Genomic DNA, 17,906 nt, shown 5'->3' on the forward strand with positions numbered 1-17,906 from the left:
ATCGATACGGTGCCCACCTCGCCAGAGAGGTAGGCCCGCCATGCCGTCCGCCAAGCAACTCTCCTTAGGGATCCTGACGACCCTTGCCGTGCTGGCCGCGCTGCCCGGTGACAACCCGCGCACCCCGGACGTCGCGCAGCACCCGACGAGCTATACGGCCGAGGGCGTGCCGGAGTGGTCGAGCGAGCCCTCCATCGCGAGCCTGCTCGACAACACCGGGAAGGCTCCGGCCAAGCGCGCCGAGCAGTTCTACTTCGTGCTCGCCGACCGCTTCGCCGACGGCGACCCGCGCAACAACACCGGCGGGCTCACGGGCGACCGGCTCAGCACCGGCTACGACCCCACCGACAAGGGCTTCTACCACGGCGGCGACCTCAAGGGCGTCATCGACAAGCTCGACTACATCCAGGGCCTCGGCACCACCGCGATCTGGCTCGCGCCGGTGTTCAAGAACCGTCCGGTGCAGGGCAGCGGGGCGGACGTCTCGGCCGGATACCACGGCTACTGGATCACCGACTTCACCGCGATCGACCCGCACTTCGGCACGAAGGACGACCTGAAGGTCCTGACGAAGAAGGCGCACGACCGCGGGATCAAGATCTATCTCGACGTCATCACCAACCACACGGCCGACGTCATCCGCTACGCGCAGAACCAGACCACGTACCGCGACAAGACCGACTACCCGTACAAGGACGCCGCTGGCAACAAGTTCGACGATCGCAACTACGCCGACGGCACGCACGGGTTCCCGCCGGTCAACGCGCAGTCGTTCCCGTACACGCCGGTGTTCCCGAGCGCGGCCGACCAGAGCGCGAAGAAGCCGGCGTGGCTCAACGACCCGACGATGTACCACAACCGCGGCGACTCGACGTTCAGCGGGGAGAACGCGGAGTACGGCGACTTCTTCGGCCTCGACGACCTGTGGACCGAGCGGCCCGAGGTCGTCAAGGGCATGACGAAGATCTACTCGGACTGGGTCAAGGACAGCGGCATCGACGGCTACCGCATCGACACCGCCAAGCACGTCGACATGCAGTTCTGGCCGCAGTTCGTCCAGGGGGTCGACGCCGCGGCCGACAAGGCCGGGAAGCCGGACTTCTTCATGTTCGGCGAGGTGTACGACGCGAATCCGGCGTTCGACTCGCGGTACGTGCGCCAGGGCCGGCTGCCGGCGACGCTGGACTTCCCGTTCCAGCAGGCCGCGGCCGACTTCGTGGCCAAGGGCGGCTCGGGCCAGGAGCTCGCCGACATGTACGCCCAGGACGACATGTACACGTCGGCCGGCACGAGCGCGCAGTACCTGCCGACCTTCCTCGGCAACCACGACATGGGCCGCATCGGGTACTTCGTCGCGACCGGCGGCACCGACCCGGCCACGCACCTGCGCCGCGACGAGCTCGGGCACGAGCTGATGTTCCTCACGCGCGGCCAGCCGGTCGTCTACTCCGGCGACGAGCAGGGCTTCACCGGCGCCGGCGGGGACAAGGACGCGCGGCAGGACATGTTCGCCACGAAGACCGCGGACTACCTCGACGACGACCTGCTCGGCACCGACACCACCCACGCCGTGTCGCACTACGACACCAGCCACCCGATCTACCGGACCATCGCGAGCCTGGCCGACCTGCGGGAGCACAACCCGGGGCTGCGCCAGGGCGCGCAGGTGACGCGGTACGCCGACCAGAACGTCTTCGCCTTCTCCCGCATCGACCCGGATCAGCGGGTCGAGTACGTGGTGGCGAGCAACAACGGGGCGGGCACGAAGACGGTCACGATCCCGACGTACATGGCGAGCACCACGTTCGACCAGATCTACCCGAGCACCGGCCCGATCGCCGCGACCGCGGGCAACGGCGCCCTGCAGGTGAGCATTCCGCCGCTGAGCACGCTGGTGTTCAAGGCCCGCGGCCGGCTCGCGAAGCCGGCCGCCAAGCCGCAGGTCACGCTCGCCGTGGACCCCGCGCCGGCCGGCGTCGCGCAGGTCAGGGCGAGCGTCACCGGCGACCCGCTGGCGAGCGTCACGTTCGCGGCCCGGGTCGGCGACGGCGCCTGGCAGCTGCTCGGCACCGATCAGGCCGGCCCGTACGCGGCTTACCACGACCTCGACGGGCTCGCGGCGGGCACGAAGCTCGAGTACAAGGCGGTGGTTCGCGACGGCTCCGGCCGTACCGCCGAATCGAAGATCACCACCAAGGTCGGCACGCCGCCGAGCGCCACGACGCCCGACTACGCCGTCGTGCACTACCAGCGACCGGCGGGCGGCTACGACGACTGGAGCCTGTACGCCTGGGGCGACATCCAGGATCCGATGACCTGGCCGGCCGGTGCCCCATTTGCGGGAGAGGACTCGTACGGACGCTTCGCATGGGTCAAGCTGAAGCCGGGGGCATCCACCATGGGCTTCCTGGTCGTCGACCACAACGGCGTGAAGGACGTCGAGGCCGACCGATCGCTCGATCCCACGAAACATCCGGAGATCTGGCTCAAGCAGGGAGATGCGACCATCTACACCTCCGAGGCGGCCGCCACCGGCAGCGTTTCGATCCACTACGGGCGCGCGGACGGCGACTACACCGGCTGGGGTCTGCACCTGTGGGGCGACGGCCTCACCGCCGGCACCGCGACCGACTGGGCGAGCCCGCGCAGCCCCGACGGCGTGGACACGTTCGGCGCCTACTGGCACGTGCCCGTCGCCGACGCGAGCAAGCCGGTGAACTTCATCGTGCACAAGGGCGACACCAAGGACCCGGGCCCGGACCAGTCCGTGCTGCCCAGCGCCCAGGGCGAGGCCTGGGTGCGCTCGGGGGAGGCGACCGTGCACCCGACCCGCGCCGCGGCCGAGCACTCGGCGGTGCTGCACTACCGCCGCCCGGCCGGCGACTACGACGGCTGGGGCCTGCACGTGTGGACGGGCGCGGCGACCGGCACCGACTGGGGCAGCCCGCTGCCGCCGTCCGGCACCGACGCCTTCGGGGTGACGTTCACCGTGCCGCTGGCCGACAACGCGCCGCTGCTCAACTACATCGTGCACAAGGGCGACACCAAGGACCTGCCCACCGACCAGGCGCTGGACCTCGTCAACGTCGGGCACGAGGTGTGGATCCTGTCGGGGCAGGAGCGGTACCTGCTGCCGATCCCGGCCCAGGGCACGCCCGACACCGACGTCACCAAGGCCAAGGCCGTCTGGATCGACCGGAGCACGGTCGCGTGGCGGGCCGGGCCGACCGACGGGCACAGCTACGAGCTGTGGTCCGCGCCGGCCGGCGGGCTCAAGGTCGTCGACGGGCAGGTCATCGGCAACGGCACCAGGCTGGCGATGAGCGCCGTGCCGGGCAACCTCACCGAGACCCAGCGGGCGAAGTTCCCGCACCTGTGGGCGTACCAGGCCTTCCACCTCGACGGCGACCGCAACGCGTTCACGGCCGCCCTGCGCGGGCAGGTCGTGGCCGTCGAGCGCGACGCGGCCGGCCAGGTCACCGAGGCGACCGGGGTGCAGCTGGCCGGGGCGCTGGACGACCTCTACGGCGCCGCCCTCAGCGCCCGGCTCGGCCCGGCGTTCGACGGCGGGCGGCCGGGCGTGAGCGTCTGGGCGCCGACCGCGCAGACCGTGTCGCTGGAGCTGTACGCCGACCTCACCAAGGCGCCGCAGGTCGTGCCCATGCGCCGCGACGAGCGCACCGGCGTGTGGTCCGCGAGCGGCGACAAGAGCTGGAAGAACGTCTACTACAAGTTCCGGGTCACGGCCTACCAGCCGGCGATCCACGCGGTCACCACGGCGAGCGTCACCGACCCGTACTCGGTGTCGCTGTCCGCCAACGGCACCCACAGCCAGCTCACCGACCTGACGGACGCGACCCTGCGCCCGCCCGGCTGGAACGACCTGCGCAAGCCGCCGGCCCCGGCGCGCCCGCAGATCACCGAGCTGTCGGTGCGCGACTTCTCCATCGCCGACACCACGGTGCCAGCCGCGCAGCGCGGGACCTACCTCGCCTTCGCCCAGCCGCAGTCGGCCGGCATGCGGCACCTGCGGGAGCTGGCCCAGGCCGGCACGTCGTACGTGCACCTGCTGCCGGTCTTCGACATCTCCACGATCCCCGAGGTGCGCGCCGAGCAGGCCCAGCCGCCGTGCGACCTCGCCGCGCTGCCGCCGGACTCCTCGCAGCAGCAGGCGTGCGTCGCACAGGTGGCCGACCGGGACGGCTACAACTGGGGCTACGACCCGTTCCACTACAACGCGCCCGAGGGCTCCTACGCGACCGATCCGCAGGGCACCCCGCGGATCACGCAGTTCCGCCAGATGGTCGCCGGGCTGAACACCGCGGGCCTGCGCGTGGTCATGGACGTCGTCTACAACCACACCACGGCAGCGGGCACCGACCAGTACTCGGTGCTCGACCAGATCGTTCCGGGGTACTACCAGCGGCTGCTCGACGACGGCACCGTCGCGAACTCCACCTGCTGCGCCAACACCGCGCCCGAGAACGCGATGATGGGCAAGCTCGTGGTCGACTCGATCGTGCAGTGGGCCAAGCAGTACAAGGTCGACGGCTTCCGCTTCGACCTGATGGGGCACCACCCGAAGGCGAACATTCTCGCCGTCCGCGCCGCGCTCGACCAGCTGACGGTGGCCAAGGACGGGGTCGACGGCAAGAAGATCCTGCTGTACGGCGAGGGCTGGAACTTCGGCGAGGTCGCCGGCGACGCGAGGTTCGTGCAGGCCACCCAGGCCAACATGGCGGGCACGGGCGTGGGGACCTTCAACGACCGGCTCCGCGACGCGGTGCGCGGCGGCGGCCCGTTCGACGGCAACCCGCGGGTGCAGGGCTTCGCCACCGGGCTGTACACGGACCCCAACGGCGACCCGGTCAACGGCACCGCCGCGGAGCAGAAGGCGCGGCTGCTGCACTACCAGGACCTGATCCAGGTGGGGCTGACCGGGAACCTGGCGGCCTACGAGTTCACCGACTCGACCGGGCACCGGGTCACCGGCGCGCAGGTCGACTACAACGGCTCGCCGGCCGGGTACACGCGCTCGCCGAGCGAGGCGGTGACGTACGTCGACGCGCACGACAACGAGATCCTCTACGACGCGATGGCCTTCAAGCTGCCCACCGGCACGACCGCCGAGCAGCGCGCCCGGCTGCAGGTGCTCGCGCTGGCCACGACGGTCCTCGGCCAGGGCACCGGCTTCGTCACGGCCGGCTCGGACCGGCTGCGCTCCAAGTCCCTGGACCGCAACTCGTTCAACTCCGGCGACTGGTTCAACCAGATCCGCTGGGACTGCGCCGACGGCAACGGCTTCGGGGCCGGGCTCCCGCCGGCCGCGGACAACCAGGACAAGTGGCCGTACGCGCAGCCGCTGCTGGCGAACCCGGCGCTGGTGCCGGACTGCACCGCGGTCGACCTGGCCTCGGCGGGCTTCCAGGAACTCCAGCGCATCCGGGCCGGCTCGCCGGTGTTCTCCCTCGGCACCGCGGCGCAGGTCCAGCAGCGGCTGAGCTTCCCGCTCTCGGGCGCGCAGGCCACCCCGGGCGTGATCACCATGGTGCTCGACGCCCGCGGGCTGGACGGGCACCGGAAGTCCATCGTGGTCGTCTTCAACGCCGGCGCCACGGCCACGACCCAGACCGTGCCGGGCTACCGCAATGCGCACGTCTCGCTGCACCCGGTCCAGGCCGCCTCGGCCGATCCGGTGGTCCGGCAGTCCACATTCGACGGTGTGCACGGATCGTTCACCGTCTCGGCACGCACGGTGGCGGTGTTCGTGGAGGAATGAGATCCGCGCGGGAGGGTATCCATCTCCGCATGAGTCGATACCGCAACCGCGTCCTGAAGGCGACGGCCGCAATGTGGCTGCTCGTCCTGCTCGCCGACGCCGGCTGGGTGGCGACCTCGCGCGCCGCCCTGACCGCGGCGACGGTCCTGGCCGTCTGCGTGGTCCTGTCCGCCGCGCTGTTCTACAAGTTCATGCAGAACCTGCGGGATGACGAACCGGTCCCGGCGCGCGTCCGCAGTAACGACCGGCGCCGCTGATCCCGTAAAGCTTCGCTTAATCCGCGCAAAAGGCTCAACCCCGTCCCGCCGATGCCGTTGGGACGGTCGTGAAGTCGCTCGTGGCCGCGGTGCTGATCGGCGGCGCGGCCCTCGGGCCGACCCCGCCGCCCGGTCCGCCGCTGCCCGGTCCGCCGCCGATCCTGGAGCCCGTCGGCCCCTCGGTGACCCTGCCCGGCCTCACCGCGCTGCCCACCGAGCCGGGCACACTTCCGCCGGTCGCGACCCCTCAGGTGCCCTCCGGCCGCCCGCCCGCGTCCTCGGCGGCGGCCTCCGCCGGCGCGCCCGCCGCGACCGTCGCGCCGAGCGCCGGCGCGGCCTCGCCGAGCCCCGCCTCCGTGCAAGTGTCATCGACCGGCTCCGGCCGGTGGATCGTCCTCGGGATCGTTCTGGCGCTCGCCGCAGCTGTCACCTGGCTCTTTGTGCGACGTCGTCGTCACGCACAGTCATAACGACTCGGCCGTTCGGCTAAGGACTCTTTAGGGATCCGACCTCTTCCAGTAGCGTGCCTGATCGTGTTCCGTAGTGGATCCCACTTTGACGCCGATGCGTTGGAGCGCTCTCTCCGGCACGCTCCGTTATGGAGCCGCTACTTTTAGGAGGCCAGGCGGTGGCAGGCAGCGGCACGTCGCGCGCCCCGGTGCCGCGTCACGGCGTCACCTCTGGCGGACCGACTCGCCGCACGGCGGGCACGGACACCTCGGTGGCCGGGCACCGGCGGGGCGGCGGTCCCCGTGCGGGCCTGCTCCAGTCCGTCCGCGCCCAGCTCCTCGCGCCGATCGTGGTCGCGATGGTCGGCCTCATCGCCCTGGGCAGCATCCAGGTCACCAACGCGGTCAACTCGGCCCGCGACGCCGGCAACGCCCGGACGCTGAGCATCACGGCCACCAGCGCCGTGCTCTTCGTCCACGAGATCGAGCGCGAACTCGCCGAGACCGGCGCCCTCCGCCAGCGCGGTGGGCAGGCCGGCGCCACCCTGGTCACCGCCCAGCGGGCGCGCACCGACCAGGCCGCCTCGCGATTCTTCGCCGACGCCGCCAAGGCCGTCGACGCCGTGCCCGCCCTGTTCGACCGGGTGCGGGTGGCCGGCGAGAACTACGGCCAGCTGGGCTTCACCCGGGCTGCGATCGACAACGGTACGGCCACGATGGTGCTGGTCACCGACGTCGTCTACGGCGGTCTGGCCGACGCGCTGCTGGCCGTCGCCGACGCCGTCCCCGGCCAGATCGAGGACATCGAGCTCTCCAACGCCGCCCGCGCCCTGGCCGCCAGCGCCTTCGTCGAGCACTACGCCGCCGTCAAGCGCGACCTGCTGCGCACCATCTTCAGCCGCGCCAACCTCCAGCCCGGCGACCTGGGCAACCTGGCGCTGGTCGAGGGCGCGCGCGGGCAGCGCGAGGCCGAGTTCCGCCGGGTCGCCACCGGTGAGGAGCTGGCCCTCTACACCAGCCAGGTCCGCGGCACCGACGTGGACAACGCCGACGGCATGAGCGCCAAGGTGCGCGACGCCGAGCGGGACCCGGGCGGGCTCAAGGTCGACGCCGACGCCTGGTTCGTCGCGCAGAGCGGCGTGATCCGGCGCGTCAGCATCGTCTCCGTCGAGATCGCCGACCGGCTCGACGCGCGCGCCGAGCAGATCGCGCTCAGCGCCTCCCGCCGGGCCTGGGCGACCGGTCTGCTGACCGCCCTGCTGGCCCTCGGCGCCCTGGCCATCGCGATCGTGCTGGCCATCCGCACCGCCCGCCGGCTCAACCAGCTGCGCGGCGCGGCGCTGCAGGTGGCCCGCCGCGACCTGCCCGACGCGATCAACTCGGTCTCCGCCGGCACCGCGGCCCCGGCCCCGTCGCTCATGGAGAGCGGACAGACCGCGGCCGAGGTCACGCGCGGCATCGCCGCCCTCAACGACGAGGTCGGCCAGGTGGCCGAGGCGTTCGGCACCGTGCACCGCACCGCCCTGCGCCTCGCCGGCGAGCAGGCCGAGCTGCGGGTCGACGTCGCCCGCATGGCCGAGGTGCTGGCCCGGCGCATCCGGACCCTCATCACCCGCCAGCTGCGGCTGCTCGACGAGTTCGAGCGCGACGAGACCGACCCGGACATGCTGGCCCGGCTCTTCGCCCTCGACCACCTCGCCGCCCGCCTGCGCCGCAACGGGGAGAACCTGCTGGTCCTCTCCGGCGGCGAGCCCGGCCGCCCACAGACCGCGGCCGTCGGGCTCGGCGCGGTCATCACCGCCGCCGCGTCCGAGATCGAGGACTTCGCGCGGGTCGAGTTCCAGCCGGCCGACCTGGCCATCGCCGGCCCGGTCGTCGGTGACCTCGTGCACCTGCTGGCCGAGCTGCTCGAGAACGCGACCGCCTTCTCGCCGCCGACCGAGCCGGTCACCGTCGACGCGCGCGCCACCGGCAACGGCGCCATGCTCCGCGTGCACGACCAGGGCATCGGCATCCTCCCGGCCCGCCTCGCCGAGATCAACTCCCGGCTGGCCGTGCCGAGCGTCCTGAGCAGTGCCGCCGCCGGCACCATGGGCCTGCACGTGGTCTCCCACCTCGCGGCCCGCCACGGCATCCGCGTCCAGCTCTACGCCACCGGCAACGGCTCCGGCACGGTCGCCTACGTCGAGCTGCCGCACCGGCTGCTCGAGCAGGTCGCGGCCCTGCCGGTCGGCCGGGGCGCGCCGACCGAGACGATCCCGGCGGTCCAGCCGCCCGCGGCCCGGCCGGTGCAGGTGCCCTCGACCGTCGGCGCACCGCTCGGCCGCCCCGAGCCCGCGGTCGCCGCCGCGGCCCCGCACATCCCGCAGCAGCGCCGGCCCGAGCCCTCCGCCCCACCGGCCCCCGCTCCCGCCGGCGCCGGTGCCGGTGCGGGCGGGGCGGCGCCCTGGTTCCGTCCCTACCTGAGCAGTGGCAACTCCGGTGCCGGCGGGTCCGCGACCCCGCCGCCGGCGCCGCCGCGGGTCCAGCCGGGCGGACACACCCCGCCGCGCGGCGTGGCCCAGGTGGCCGTCACCCCGTCCCCGGCCACCCAGCCGGTCCGGCCGCCGCAGTACACCGCACAAACCACCTGGGGATCCCCCGGCACTTGGCCGCCACGTCCGGGGAGCCCGTCCAGTGCCGGAGGTGGCTCGATGCCGGAGCAGGATCAGGACAATCTTCCCCGCCGCCGTCCCGGCGCCCAGTTGGTGCCGGGATCCGTCGAACCACCTGCCGAGAGCCGCAGCGCCGCGGCGGTCGACCCGGAGCAGATCCGCTCCCGGCTGTCCGCGTTCGCGGAGGGCGTCTCGGCCGCCGCACGTCGCACCAACAGCACAGCCCCAGGAACAAAGGACTCGTCATGATGCCTCAGCAAACCCACGGCGCCGGACAGCTCGACTGGCTGATGGTGAGCTTCGCGCGCCAGGTCCCGGACGTGGCTCACGCCATCACCGTGTCCGGCGACGGGCTGCGCCTGGCCGCCTCGGCCGACCTCCCGATCGATCAGGCCGATCACCTCGCGGCCGTGATCAGCGGGCTGGCCAGTCTCGTGTTCGGGGCCGCCCGGGTCATGCAGGCCGGCAACGTGCGCCAGACCATCGTCGACATGGACGGCGGCGTCATGATCGTGATGGCCGTCGGCGACCGCGCGCTGCTCGGCGTCCTCGCGGCGCCCGGCTGCGACCTCGGCCAGGTCGGCTACGAGACCGCGATGCTGGTCCACCGCGTCGCCGACGCGCTCGACCCCCTGCCCCGCGACGCCCTGTCCCGCTGAGCCGGTGAGAAGGTCCGCTTGAAGTCCAACGGTGCTCAGCCGTCGCTCAAGGCGTCGTCCTTGAAACGACGGCATCTGGCGTTAGTGCTGGCGGCGGCGATCCTCGCCGTCGCCGGCTGCTCGAGCACGTCCGAGCGCCCCGGCGCCGGGCTGTGGCACGGCGGGCGCCTGTTCATCGCCACCGGCAACACGACCGGTGTGTTCTACTCGCTCGGCGGCGGCTACGCCGACCTGATCACCAAGCACGTGAAGGGCTACGAGGCCCGCGCGGAGGCGACCGGTGCGTCCGCCGAGAACATCCAGCGGGTAGCGAGCGGCGACATGGACATCGCGCTGACGCTGGCCGACACCGCCGCCGACGCCTACGCGGGCAAGGGCGCCTTCGACGGCAAGCCGCAGAAGGTCGTGGCCCTGGCCCGGATCTACAAGAGCTACGAGCACCTGGTGGTGCGCCGGGCCGCGGGCATCACGAAGTTCTCGGACCTGCGCGGCAAGCGGGTCTCGACCGGCTCGCAGGGCTCGGGCGCGGACGTGCTGGCCGGGCGCATCCTCGCCGCCGGCGGGCTCAACCCCGACGCCGACGTGGTGCGCCAGCGCCTGTCGCTGCCGGAGACCACGAAGGGCATGCTGGCGGGCACCACCGACGCGCTGTTCTTCACCGGCGGCCTGCCCACGCCGGGCATCGCCGACCTGCTCAACACCCAGCCGAACTCGTTCGCGATCATTCCGCTCGGCGAGCTGCTGCAGCCGATGACGCAGAAGTACGGGGCGGTCTACGGCGGCGCGAAGATCCCCAAGGCGGCGTACAACACCGTCTCCGACATCGACACGATCGTCGTGGGCAACTTCATCGTCGTCTCGCCGGACTTGCCCGAGCAGCTCGCGCACGACCTCGCCAAGGTGCTGTTCGAGTACCAGCAGGAGCTGAGCCGGGTGCACCCCGAGGGCGGCAACTTCGACAAGGGCGCCGCCCCGCAGACCGAGCCCATCCCACTGCATCCGGGCGCCGCGCGCTTCTACAGCTCCGGGTAGGTGCGCACGACGTTATGGATCTCTCATTCGGCACAAGGGACGAGGGCGCTCCGGGCCAGGTGATGTCAGGATTGGCGCCGTGACCGCCCTCCAGCAAAACCTCGTTCACCTGGACGACATTCGCGACGCGGCCGCGCGGGTGTCCGGGCTCGTGGTGCGCACCCCGCTGCTGCCCAGCCCCTGGGCCGAGGAACTGTGGCTCAAACCCGAGAGCCTGCAGCCCATCGGCGCGTTCAAACTCCGTGGCGCCACCAACGCGCTGCACCGTCTGGACCTCGAGCGCCGGCGCACCGGCGTGGTCACGCACTCCTCCGGCAACCACGGGCAGGCCCTCGCCTACGCGGGCCGCGCGCTCGGGGTGCCGGTCACGGTCGTCATGCCCGACGTCTCGACCCCGCTGAAGATCGAGGCGACCCGCGGCTACGGCGCCGAGGTCATCCTGGTCCCGCAGTCGCAGCGCGAGATCGAGGCCAAGCGGCTGGTCGAGGAGCGGGGGCTGACGCTCATCCCGCCGTACGACCACCCCGACATCATCGCCGGCCAGGGCACCATCGGGCTGGAGATCTTCGAGGACCTCTCGAACGTCGACGTCGTCGTGGTGCCGGTCGGCGGCGGGGGACTCTCCTCCGGGGTCGCGACCGCGGTCAAGTCGCTCGCCCCGCACGTGGCAGTCATCGGCGTGGAGCCCGCGATCGCGGCCGACGCCGCCGAGAGCCTGGCCGCGGGCATGGTCCGGGTCTGGCCGGTCGAGCGGATGCTCGCCACCGTCGCCGACGGGCTGCGCACGCCGCTGTCCGAGCTGACGCTGGCCCACCTGTCGACCTACCTCGACGCGATCGTGACCGTCAGCGAGGAGGAGATCCTCGACACCGTCCGCACGCTCGCGCGCAAGGCCCGGCTGATCGTCGAGCCCAGCGGCGCGGTGGCGACGGCCGCGGTGCTGCACCGGCGCGACGAGCTGCCGGCGGGCCGGACGGTCGCGGTGATCAGCGGCGGCAACATCGCGCCCGAGCTGGCCGCGAAGCTCTTCGCTTAAGGTTGTCCACAGGCTGTGGGTAATGCCTGTGGGGATCCGCACAGTCACGCCGCGCTCGGACACTCGTTCCGCCGAGTTTTCCACAGGTTGGTGGCGGGTTGTCCACAGGTTGTTGTCCACAGCCTGTGGACAACCCGCTCAGCCGCTAGGCCAGCCCGACCCGATCGAGCAGCCAGGCCACGACGAAGGCCTCCTCGCGCCACGCGTCATAGCGTCCGCTCGGCCCGCCGTGCCCCGCGCCCATCTCGGTCTTGAGCAGCACGTGGGTCGACGGGGACGTCACCCGCAGCCGGGCCACCCACTTGGCCGGCTCGTGGAAGAGCACCCGGGTGTCGTTGAGGCTGGTGACCGCCAGGATCGCCGGGTACGGCACCGCCGCGAGATTCTCGTAGGGGGTGTACGACTTCATGTACGCGTACACCTCCGGATCCTGCAGCGGATTGCCCCACTCCTCCCACTCCGTGACGGTGAGCGGCAGCGACGGGTCCAGGATCGTGTTGAGCGCGTCGACGAACGGCACCTGCGCCACGACTCCGCCGAAGGCCCCCGGCGCCAGGTTGGCCACCGCGCCCATGAGCAGGCCGCCGGCCGAGCCGCCGCGGGCGATGAGCCGGTCCGGCGCCGTCCAGCCGGCCTTGACCAGGTGCTCGGCGCAGGCGATGAAGTCCGTGAACGTGTTCATCTTGGCCAGCATCTTGCCCTCGTCGTACCAGCGCCGGCCCATCTCCCCGCCGCCGCGGATGTGCGCGACGGCGAAGACGACCCCGCGGTCGAGCAGCGACAGGCGGGGGATCGAGAACCACGGGTCCATCGAGGACTCGTAGGAGCCGTAGCCGTAGATCACCGCCGGCGCCGAGCCGTCCCGCAGGGTGCCCTTGCGGGCCACGATGGAGATCGGCACCCGGGTGCCGTCGCCGGCGATCGCCCACTCGCGGTGCTGCTCGTAGCGGGACGCGTCGAAGTCGCCGAGCACCGGCTTCTGCTTGCGCAGGGTCAGCTCGCCGCTGTCGAGGTTGCAGTCGAACACCGAGTCCGGGGTCACCATCGACACGTAGTGCAGGCGGAACGAGGTGGTGTCGTACTCCAGGTTCGCCTCCGGGCCGACCGAGTACAGCGGCTCGGGGAAGGCGATGTCGTAGTGCGCGGCCCCCCGCAGCGGCACCACCCGGATGCCGGTGAGCCCGTCGCGGCGCAGCGAGACCACCAGGTGCCCGGAGAACGCGTCGACCTGCAGCAGCCGGGTGCCGGGCTCGTGCTCGATGAGCGTGGTCCAGTCGCCCGGGTTGTCCACCGAGGTGTAGGCGAGCGCGAAGTCCTCGGCGCCGTCGTTGTGCAGGATCAGGAAGCGGTGGCCGTGGTGCTCGACCGAGTACTCCACGCCCTGCCGCCGGGGCGCGATCGAGCGCGGCGGGGTCAGAGGCGCGTCGGCCGGGATCACCAGCACCTCGCTGGTGACCTTGCTGTTGATGTCGATGAGCAGGAACCGCTCCGAGCGCGTGAGCTCGATGCCGACCCAGAAGCGCTCGTCGGGCTCCTCGAAGACGATCGCGTCCTCGCCGGTCGTGCCCATCGCGTGGCGCCACACGCGGTTGGGGCGCCAGGCCTCGTCGACGGTCAGGTAGAACAGCGTCGAGCCGTCGGCGGACCACGCCGAGCCGTAGAACGCGTTCTCGATGACGTCCGGCCGGTCCTCGCCCGTGCGCAGGTCCTTCACCCGCAGCGTGAAGCGCTCGTCGCCGGAGAAGTCGGTGCTGTACGCCAGCAGCTGCCCGTCCACGCTCAGGTCGAAGGTGCCGAGGGCGAAGTATTCGGAGTCGCCCGCGAGCGCGTTGCCGTCGAGGAGCACCTCCTCGCCGGGCAGCGGGGTGCCGTCGCCGATCTCGGGCGGCGCGTCGCGACCCTCCGCCGCGGGCACCCGGCAGTGGATGCCGTACTGCTTGCCCTCCTCGGTGCGGGTGTAGTACCAGTACCCGCCCTTGCGGGTCGGCACCGAGAGGTCGGTCTCCTTGGTGCGCGACTTGATCTCGTTGAACAGCGTCTCGCGCAGCGGCTCGAGATGGGCCGTCGCCGCGGTGGTGAACGCGTTCTCGGCCTCCAGGTAGGCGACCGTGTCGGGGTCGTCGCGGTTCTGGAGCCAGAAATACTCGTCGACCACGGTGTCGCCGTGGTGGACCCGCTCGTGCGGGACCCGCTTCGCGGCGGGCGGCTGCTCGGTCGTCGTCACACGGCCAAACGTTACCCCCTGGCCCCGGCAGAACCCGCGCGCGGATATGCAACCAAGCGCGTCGTTGGGCGGTCTGTCCATCAAGAGAGAGCGACGCCGGTACCGTCAAGGTCTCGTAGTTCGGGCGAGACCACGGAGGGATGACGGTGCGGCGTCGTGGGGTGTTGCACATCGGGGTGACCGGACTGGCAGCAATGCTGGTCCAAGCGTGCTCCGAGGGTTCGTCGTCGACACCGGGGACGGGGAGCGGGTCCACGGCAGGCGGTTCCGCCTCGCCGAGCGCCGCGTCCCAGGCCGCGTCGACGTTCGATCCCTCGGGGTACGTCCCACCCGCGGTGGCGATCGCGGAGCTCAAGAAGCTCTACAACTATGACAAGGGCTCGACGCTCAACGCGCAGCTCACCGACAGGCGCTCCGGCGACGGAGTGGTCCTCGAGGACATCACGTACTCCGACACGCGCGGCAACGACGAGATCCCCGCGTACGTCGTGAGCGCCGACATCCCCGGCGACACCCTGCGGATGCCCGCCATCGTCTTCGGCACCGGCCCCGACGGGGACCGGGACAAGCTCCTGGCCGAGGCCACCGCCATCGCCAAGATGAAGGCGCTGGTCATGATCACCAGCCTGCCGATCAAGCCGACCGGCGACCCGGCCGCCGACGCGAAGATGGTCGCCGCCGCCGTGGTCGCCCAGCGCCGCGCCTTCGACCTGCTGATCCGGCGCAGCGACTGCGACGGCTCGCGGGTCGGCTACGCCGGGCACCACTCGGGCGCCGCCCTCGGTGCGGTGCTGCTCGGCCTCGAGTCCCGCATCAACGGCGCCGTGCTCGCCAGCGGCACCGGCCGCTTCTCCCGCTGGATGGTGAAGCAGAAGGTGCCGGCCGACTGGCACGCCTACCTCGACTCCCTGGCCCGCTTCGACGCCGGCCCCTACGTCGCCGCCGGGGGCAAGCGCTCCGTCCTGCTGCAGTTCGGCACCCAGGACACCGTCGTGCCCGAGGCTGAGCGGGCCGAGCTCGCCGCCGCGGTCGCCGGCGCCAAGCAGCGCAAGGACTACGACACCGGTCATGACCTGGCCGGGTTCGCCGCGGCCGCCACCGATCGGGCGGCCTTCCTCAAGCAGGTCTTGCGGCTGTCGTAGCGACCCCATACGCTTTCGAACATATGTTCGGTGTCGGTTGGTGCACCATGTGCATCCCATCGGCGTCCGGATGTAGTCGAGCGTGTCATTGGGAATGCCTGGATCATGTTCTTCTCCGGGCTACCGCGAATCCCAGCGACCGATCTTCCCCACGTCCACGGCGGGTGACACCAGGGAAGCGGGAGTTTGCGGTGACGGTGATCGAGGCGTTGGCCGAGGCCTGTGGGCCGGACCACGCGTGGGAGGCAGGGCCGGGCGACACCATCGACGGCGTGCCGGTCGGCTGGGTGGCCGAGCCCGGGGACGCCGCCGGGGTGGCGGCCGTGCTGCGCTTCACGGCGACCGAGGGCCTGTCCGTCGTCGCGTCCGGCGCGGGATCGAAGCTCGACTGGGGCGCCCCGCCGAGCCACGCCGACGTGCTGCTCGACGTCGGGCGCCTGACCGGCGTGCTGGACCTCGCGCCCGACCGGACCGCCGCGACCGTCGCGGCCGGGACGCCGTTGCGGGCGCTGCGCGCGATCCTGCTCAAGGAGGGGCGTCGCCTGCCGCTCGACGTCGGCTCCCCGGGCGCGACCCTCGGCGGGGTGCTGGCCACCAACGAGGCCGGGCCGCTGCGGCACCGCTTCGGCGCCCCGCGCGACCTTGTGTCCGGCGTGCGGGTCGCGCTCGACGAGGGCAGCCTCGAGCGCTCGGTCGACGGGCGGGATCTGACGCCGTACGTCTGCGGCTCCTACGGCACCCTGGGCGTGATCACCGAGGCGACCGTGCGGCTGGAGCCGATCCCGGCCGCCCGCGCCTGGGTCGTGCGCCCGGTGTCGACTCCCCGGGAGGTCCAGCAGCTCACCGAGGCCCTGGTCGCCTCGCCGCTGGAGCCGGCCGCGATCGAGGCCGACCTGCCCGGCGGCGCCGGGGTCCGCCCGGCCGAGCTCGCCGCGCTCTTCGAGGGCGACGAGGCGTTCGTCGCGCACCGGGCCGAGTCGGCCGCGAAGCTCCTCGGCGGCGGGGCGAGCGTCGAGCCGCTCCCGCCCGCGTGGTGGGGCCGCTACCCGTTCGCGGCCGAGGACGTCGGCCTCAAGATCTGGGGGCGCTCGAGCGAGCTCTTCGCCGTCGTGTACGCGCTGCGGGACGCGGCCGGCGTCCCGGTGCCCGTGCGCGGGTCGGTGGGCCTGGGCGTCGCGCACGTGGCGCTGCCCGACACCGTCACCCCGGAGCGGCTGGACGGCATGCTGACCGCCGCCCGCACCGTGCTGCTGGCCCGTGGGGGCGGCGGCTGCACCCTGCTGCGGGCCCCGCTCGACCTCCGCGAGCTGGTGGAGAGCTACGGCCCCGAGCCGTTGCCGGGCACGGCGGCCCGGCTCAAGCTGGCCCTCGACCCCGAGGACCGGCTGGCGCCGGGCCGCATCCCCGATCTGTCCTAGTGGCAGTTCCAGACCACGGCCTGCGAGTCGTTGTCGGTCTTCCAGGCCTGGCCGGCGATCGTCCGGCCGTCGTCGCTGAGGGCGGCGGCCGAGTTCGGCCTCTCCTTGCTCGGGCCGAGGATCGCCGGCAGGACGATGCGCTGGTCGCCGGCCAGCAGCACGGCCCGTCCGTCGGCGGTTCCCCCGATCACGAAGCCCATGCCGTTGACCGGGCCCGCGGGGGGATCGACGCCGGCCAGGACCTCCACCGTGTTCGTCATGAGGTTCCAGAGCACCGGCTTCGCGGCCGCGGAGGGCATCCCCACGAGCCCGGTCGCCCAGCCCGCCCGGGCGTAGTAGACGACCGAGCTCGGGCCGGGCCGCCCGTCGCCGCTCGGTGAGGTCGACGTGCCCGCCGGGAGCGGCAGCTGCCTGCCGGTGCCGTCCGAGGCCCACACGTAGGGCCACTCCTGCTGGCCGACGACGATCGAGCCGAGCACGTTGCCGAAGTCGTCCATGGTCCGCCCCTGGCCGCTGCGCGCGCCCGCCGGCAGCGGCAGCTCCACGGGCGCCGTGGCGGTGTTGCGCCACACGACCGGCCGGCCGCCCCGGGTGCCGGCCACCACGCCGTCGCCGTTGATCGCGTTGGCAATGGCGTTGTCGCCCCCGGGAAGCAGCACGACCTCGTCGTCGTCGCGCAGCAGCCAGGCGGCCAACTTGTCCCCGATGATGGAGCTGCCGACCGCGTCGCCGTCGTTGTTGACCGCGTTGACCTTGGGCTGGCTGCCCTGGACGGCCACGGTGGCCGGCTGGCCGGCCCGCCAGCGCACGACCCGCATCTCGTTGCCGGGCAGGAGCAGTCGGCCGAAGTGCACCTTGCCGTCGGGCGAGCCGGCGGTCACCAGCGTCGGCTCGCCGCCCGACGACGGGGACGGCAGCTCGTGGACGTTGCAGCTGGTGGGCGGCTCCGCGTAGGGCGGTGGCGCCGCGACCGACCGCTTCGGCTGCGGACCCCGGGAGACGCCGGTCGCGGGCGCCGGCGGATCCTGGCCGGGGGGCGCGGACTCGTCGCGGGTCAGGGCCAGCGCGGCCGGCACCGCGACCACCACCGCGACGGCGACGGCGATCCCGCTCACGAGCGCGGCGCGGCGGGCCGAGCGCCGGCGGCGGCCGTCGCGCACGGCGGCGGCGACGTCGACGCGGGGCGGCCGGGGCGCCTCGGCGGACAGGCCGGCCCGGAACAGGTCGCGGGCGTTGTGCTCGTTCAGGTCCGCCAT

Annotated in this window: 11 protein-coding genes; 9 read left to right on the forward strand and 2 right to left on the reverse strand. The window is 72.5% G+C overall.

All coding sequences use genetic code 11. The annotated features are described in order from the left end of the window. The first annotated feature begins 40 nt into the window (after positions 1 to 40). The 7 genes from pulA (at position 41) to ABT369_RS40100 (ending at position 11,866) form a co-directional block, all read left to right on the forward strand. A complete protein-coding gene (gene pulA, locus ABT369_RS40070) occupies positions 41 to 5,779 on the forward strand; it encodes a pullulanase-type alpha-1,6-glucosidase (protein WP_350620537.1) in 5,739 nt (1,912 codons plus the stop codon). 29 nt (positions 5,780 to 5,808) lie between these two features. Next, positions 5,809 to 6,036, forward strand: coding sequence for a hypothetical protein (locus ABT369_RS40075; protein WP_350620538.1), 228 nt, complete (start codon positions 5,809 to 5,811; stop codon positions 6,034 to 6,036). Between the two features lie 68 nt (positions 6,037 to 6,104). After that, a complete protein-coding gene (locus ABT369_RS40080) occupies positions 6,105 to 6,506 on the forward strand; it encodes a hypothetical protein (RefSeq protein ID WP_350620539.1) in 402 nt (133 codons plus the stop codon). A gap of 251 nt (positions 6,507 to 6,757) precedes the next feature. Beyond that, positions 6,758 to 9,388, forward strand: coding sequence for a sensor histidine kinase (locus ABT369_RS40085; protein WP_350620540.1), 2,631 nt, complete (start codon positions 6,758 to 6,760; stop codon positions 9,386 to 9,388). Then, positions 9,385 to 9,798: a roadblock/LC7 domain-containing protein gene (locus ABT369_RS40090; protein WP_350620541.1), complete on the forward strand. Its 414-nt coding sequence runs from the start codon at positions 9,385 to 9,387 to the stop codon at positions 9,796 to 9,798. The genes ABT369_RS40085 and ABT369_RS40090 overlap by 4 nt, the downstream gene beginning before the upstream one ends. Before the next feature lie 60 nt (positions 9,799 to 9,858). Then, positions 9,859 to 10,830 carry a TAXI family TRAP transporter solute-binding subunit gene (locus ABT369_RS40095; RefSeq protein WP_350620542.1) on the forward strand — a complete coding sequence of 324 codons (972 nt, stop codon included), beginning with the start codon at positions 9,859 to 9,861 and terminating at the stop codon, positions 10,828 to 10,830. Positions 10,831 to 10,909: 79 nt separating this feature from the next. Beyond that, positions 10,910 to 11,866, forward strand: a complete 957-nt coding sequence (locus ABT369_RS40100; RefSeq protein WP_350620544.1) for a threonine ammonia-lyase — start codon at positions 10,910 to 10,912, stop codon at positions 11,864 to 11,866. Between the two features lie 145 nt (positions 11,867 to 12,011). Here ABT369_RS40100 and ABT369_RS40105 read toward each other — a convergent pair whose 3' ends face one another. Beyond that, positions 12,012 to 14,090: a S9 family peptidase gene (locus ABT369_RS40105; RefSeq protein WP_350620546.1), complete on the reverse strand. Its 2,079-nt coding sequence runs from the start codon at positions 14,088 to 14,090 to the stop codon at positions 12,012 to 12,014. 335 nt (positions 14,091 to 14,425) lie between these two features. On the opposite strand from ABT369_RS40105, the gene ABT369_RS40110 reads away from it, so the two are divergent. Together ABT369_RS40110 and ABT369_RS40115 are read left to right on the forward strand one after the other, a co-directional pair. Then, positions 14,426 to 15,232, forward strand: a complete 807-nt coding sequence (locus tag ABT369_RS40110) for an alpha/beta hydrolase family protein (protein WP_350620548.1) — start codon at positions 14,426 to 14,428, stop codon at positions 15,230 to 15,232. A gap of 191 nt (positions 15,233 to 15,423) precedes the next feature. Next, positions 15,424 to 16,650, forward strand: a complete 1,227-nt coding sequence (locus ABT369_RS40115) for an FAD-binding oxidoreductase (RefSeq protein ID WP_350620550.1) — start codon at positions 15,424 to 15,426, stop codon at positions 16,648 to 16,650. Here the strand turns inward: ABT369_RS40115 and ABT369_RS40120 are convergent. Continuing rightward, on the reverse strand, positions 16,647 to 17,906 hold the full coding sequence (locus tag ABT369_RS40120; protein ID WP_350620552.1) for a hypothetical protein: 1,260 nt from the start codon (positions 17,904 to 17,906) through the stop codon (positions 16,647 to 16,649). The two genes, ABT369_RS40115 and ABT369_RS40120, sit on opposite strands and share 4 nt — an antisense overlap.

Source organism: Dactylosporangium sp. NPDC000244 (genome assembly GCF_040300725.1).
Lineage (GTDB): Bacteria > Actinomycetota > Actinomycetes > Mycobacteriales > Micromonosporaceae > Dactylosporangium.

What these genes read in the sequence shown, in the direction of transcription:
- pulA (WP_350620537.1), top strand. Translation starts at nt 41, where the DNA reads ATGCCGTCCGCCAAGCAACTCTCCTTAGGGATCCTGACGACCCTTGCC.
- ABT369_RS40075 (WP_350620538.1), top strand. Translation starts at nt 5,809, where the DNA reads ATGAGTCGATACCGCAACCGCGTCCTGAAGGCGACGGCCGCAATGTGG.
- ABT369_RS40090 (WP_350620541.1), top strand. Translation starts at nt 9,385, where the DNA reads ATGATGCCTCAGCAAACCCACGGCGCCGGACAGCTCGACTGGCTGATG.
- ABT369_RS40120 (WP_350620552.1), bottom strand. Translation starts at nt 17,906, where the DNA reads ATGGCGGACCTGAACGAGCACAACGCCCGCGACCTGTTCCGGGCCGGC.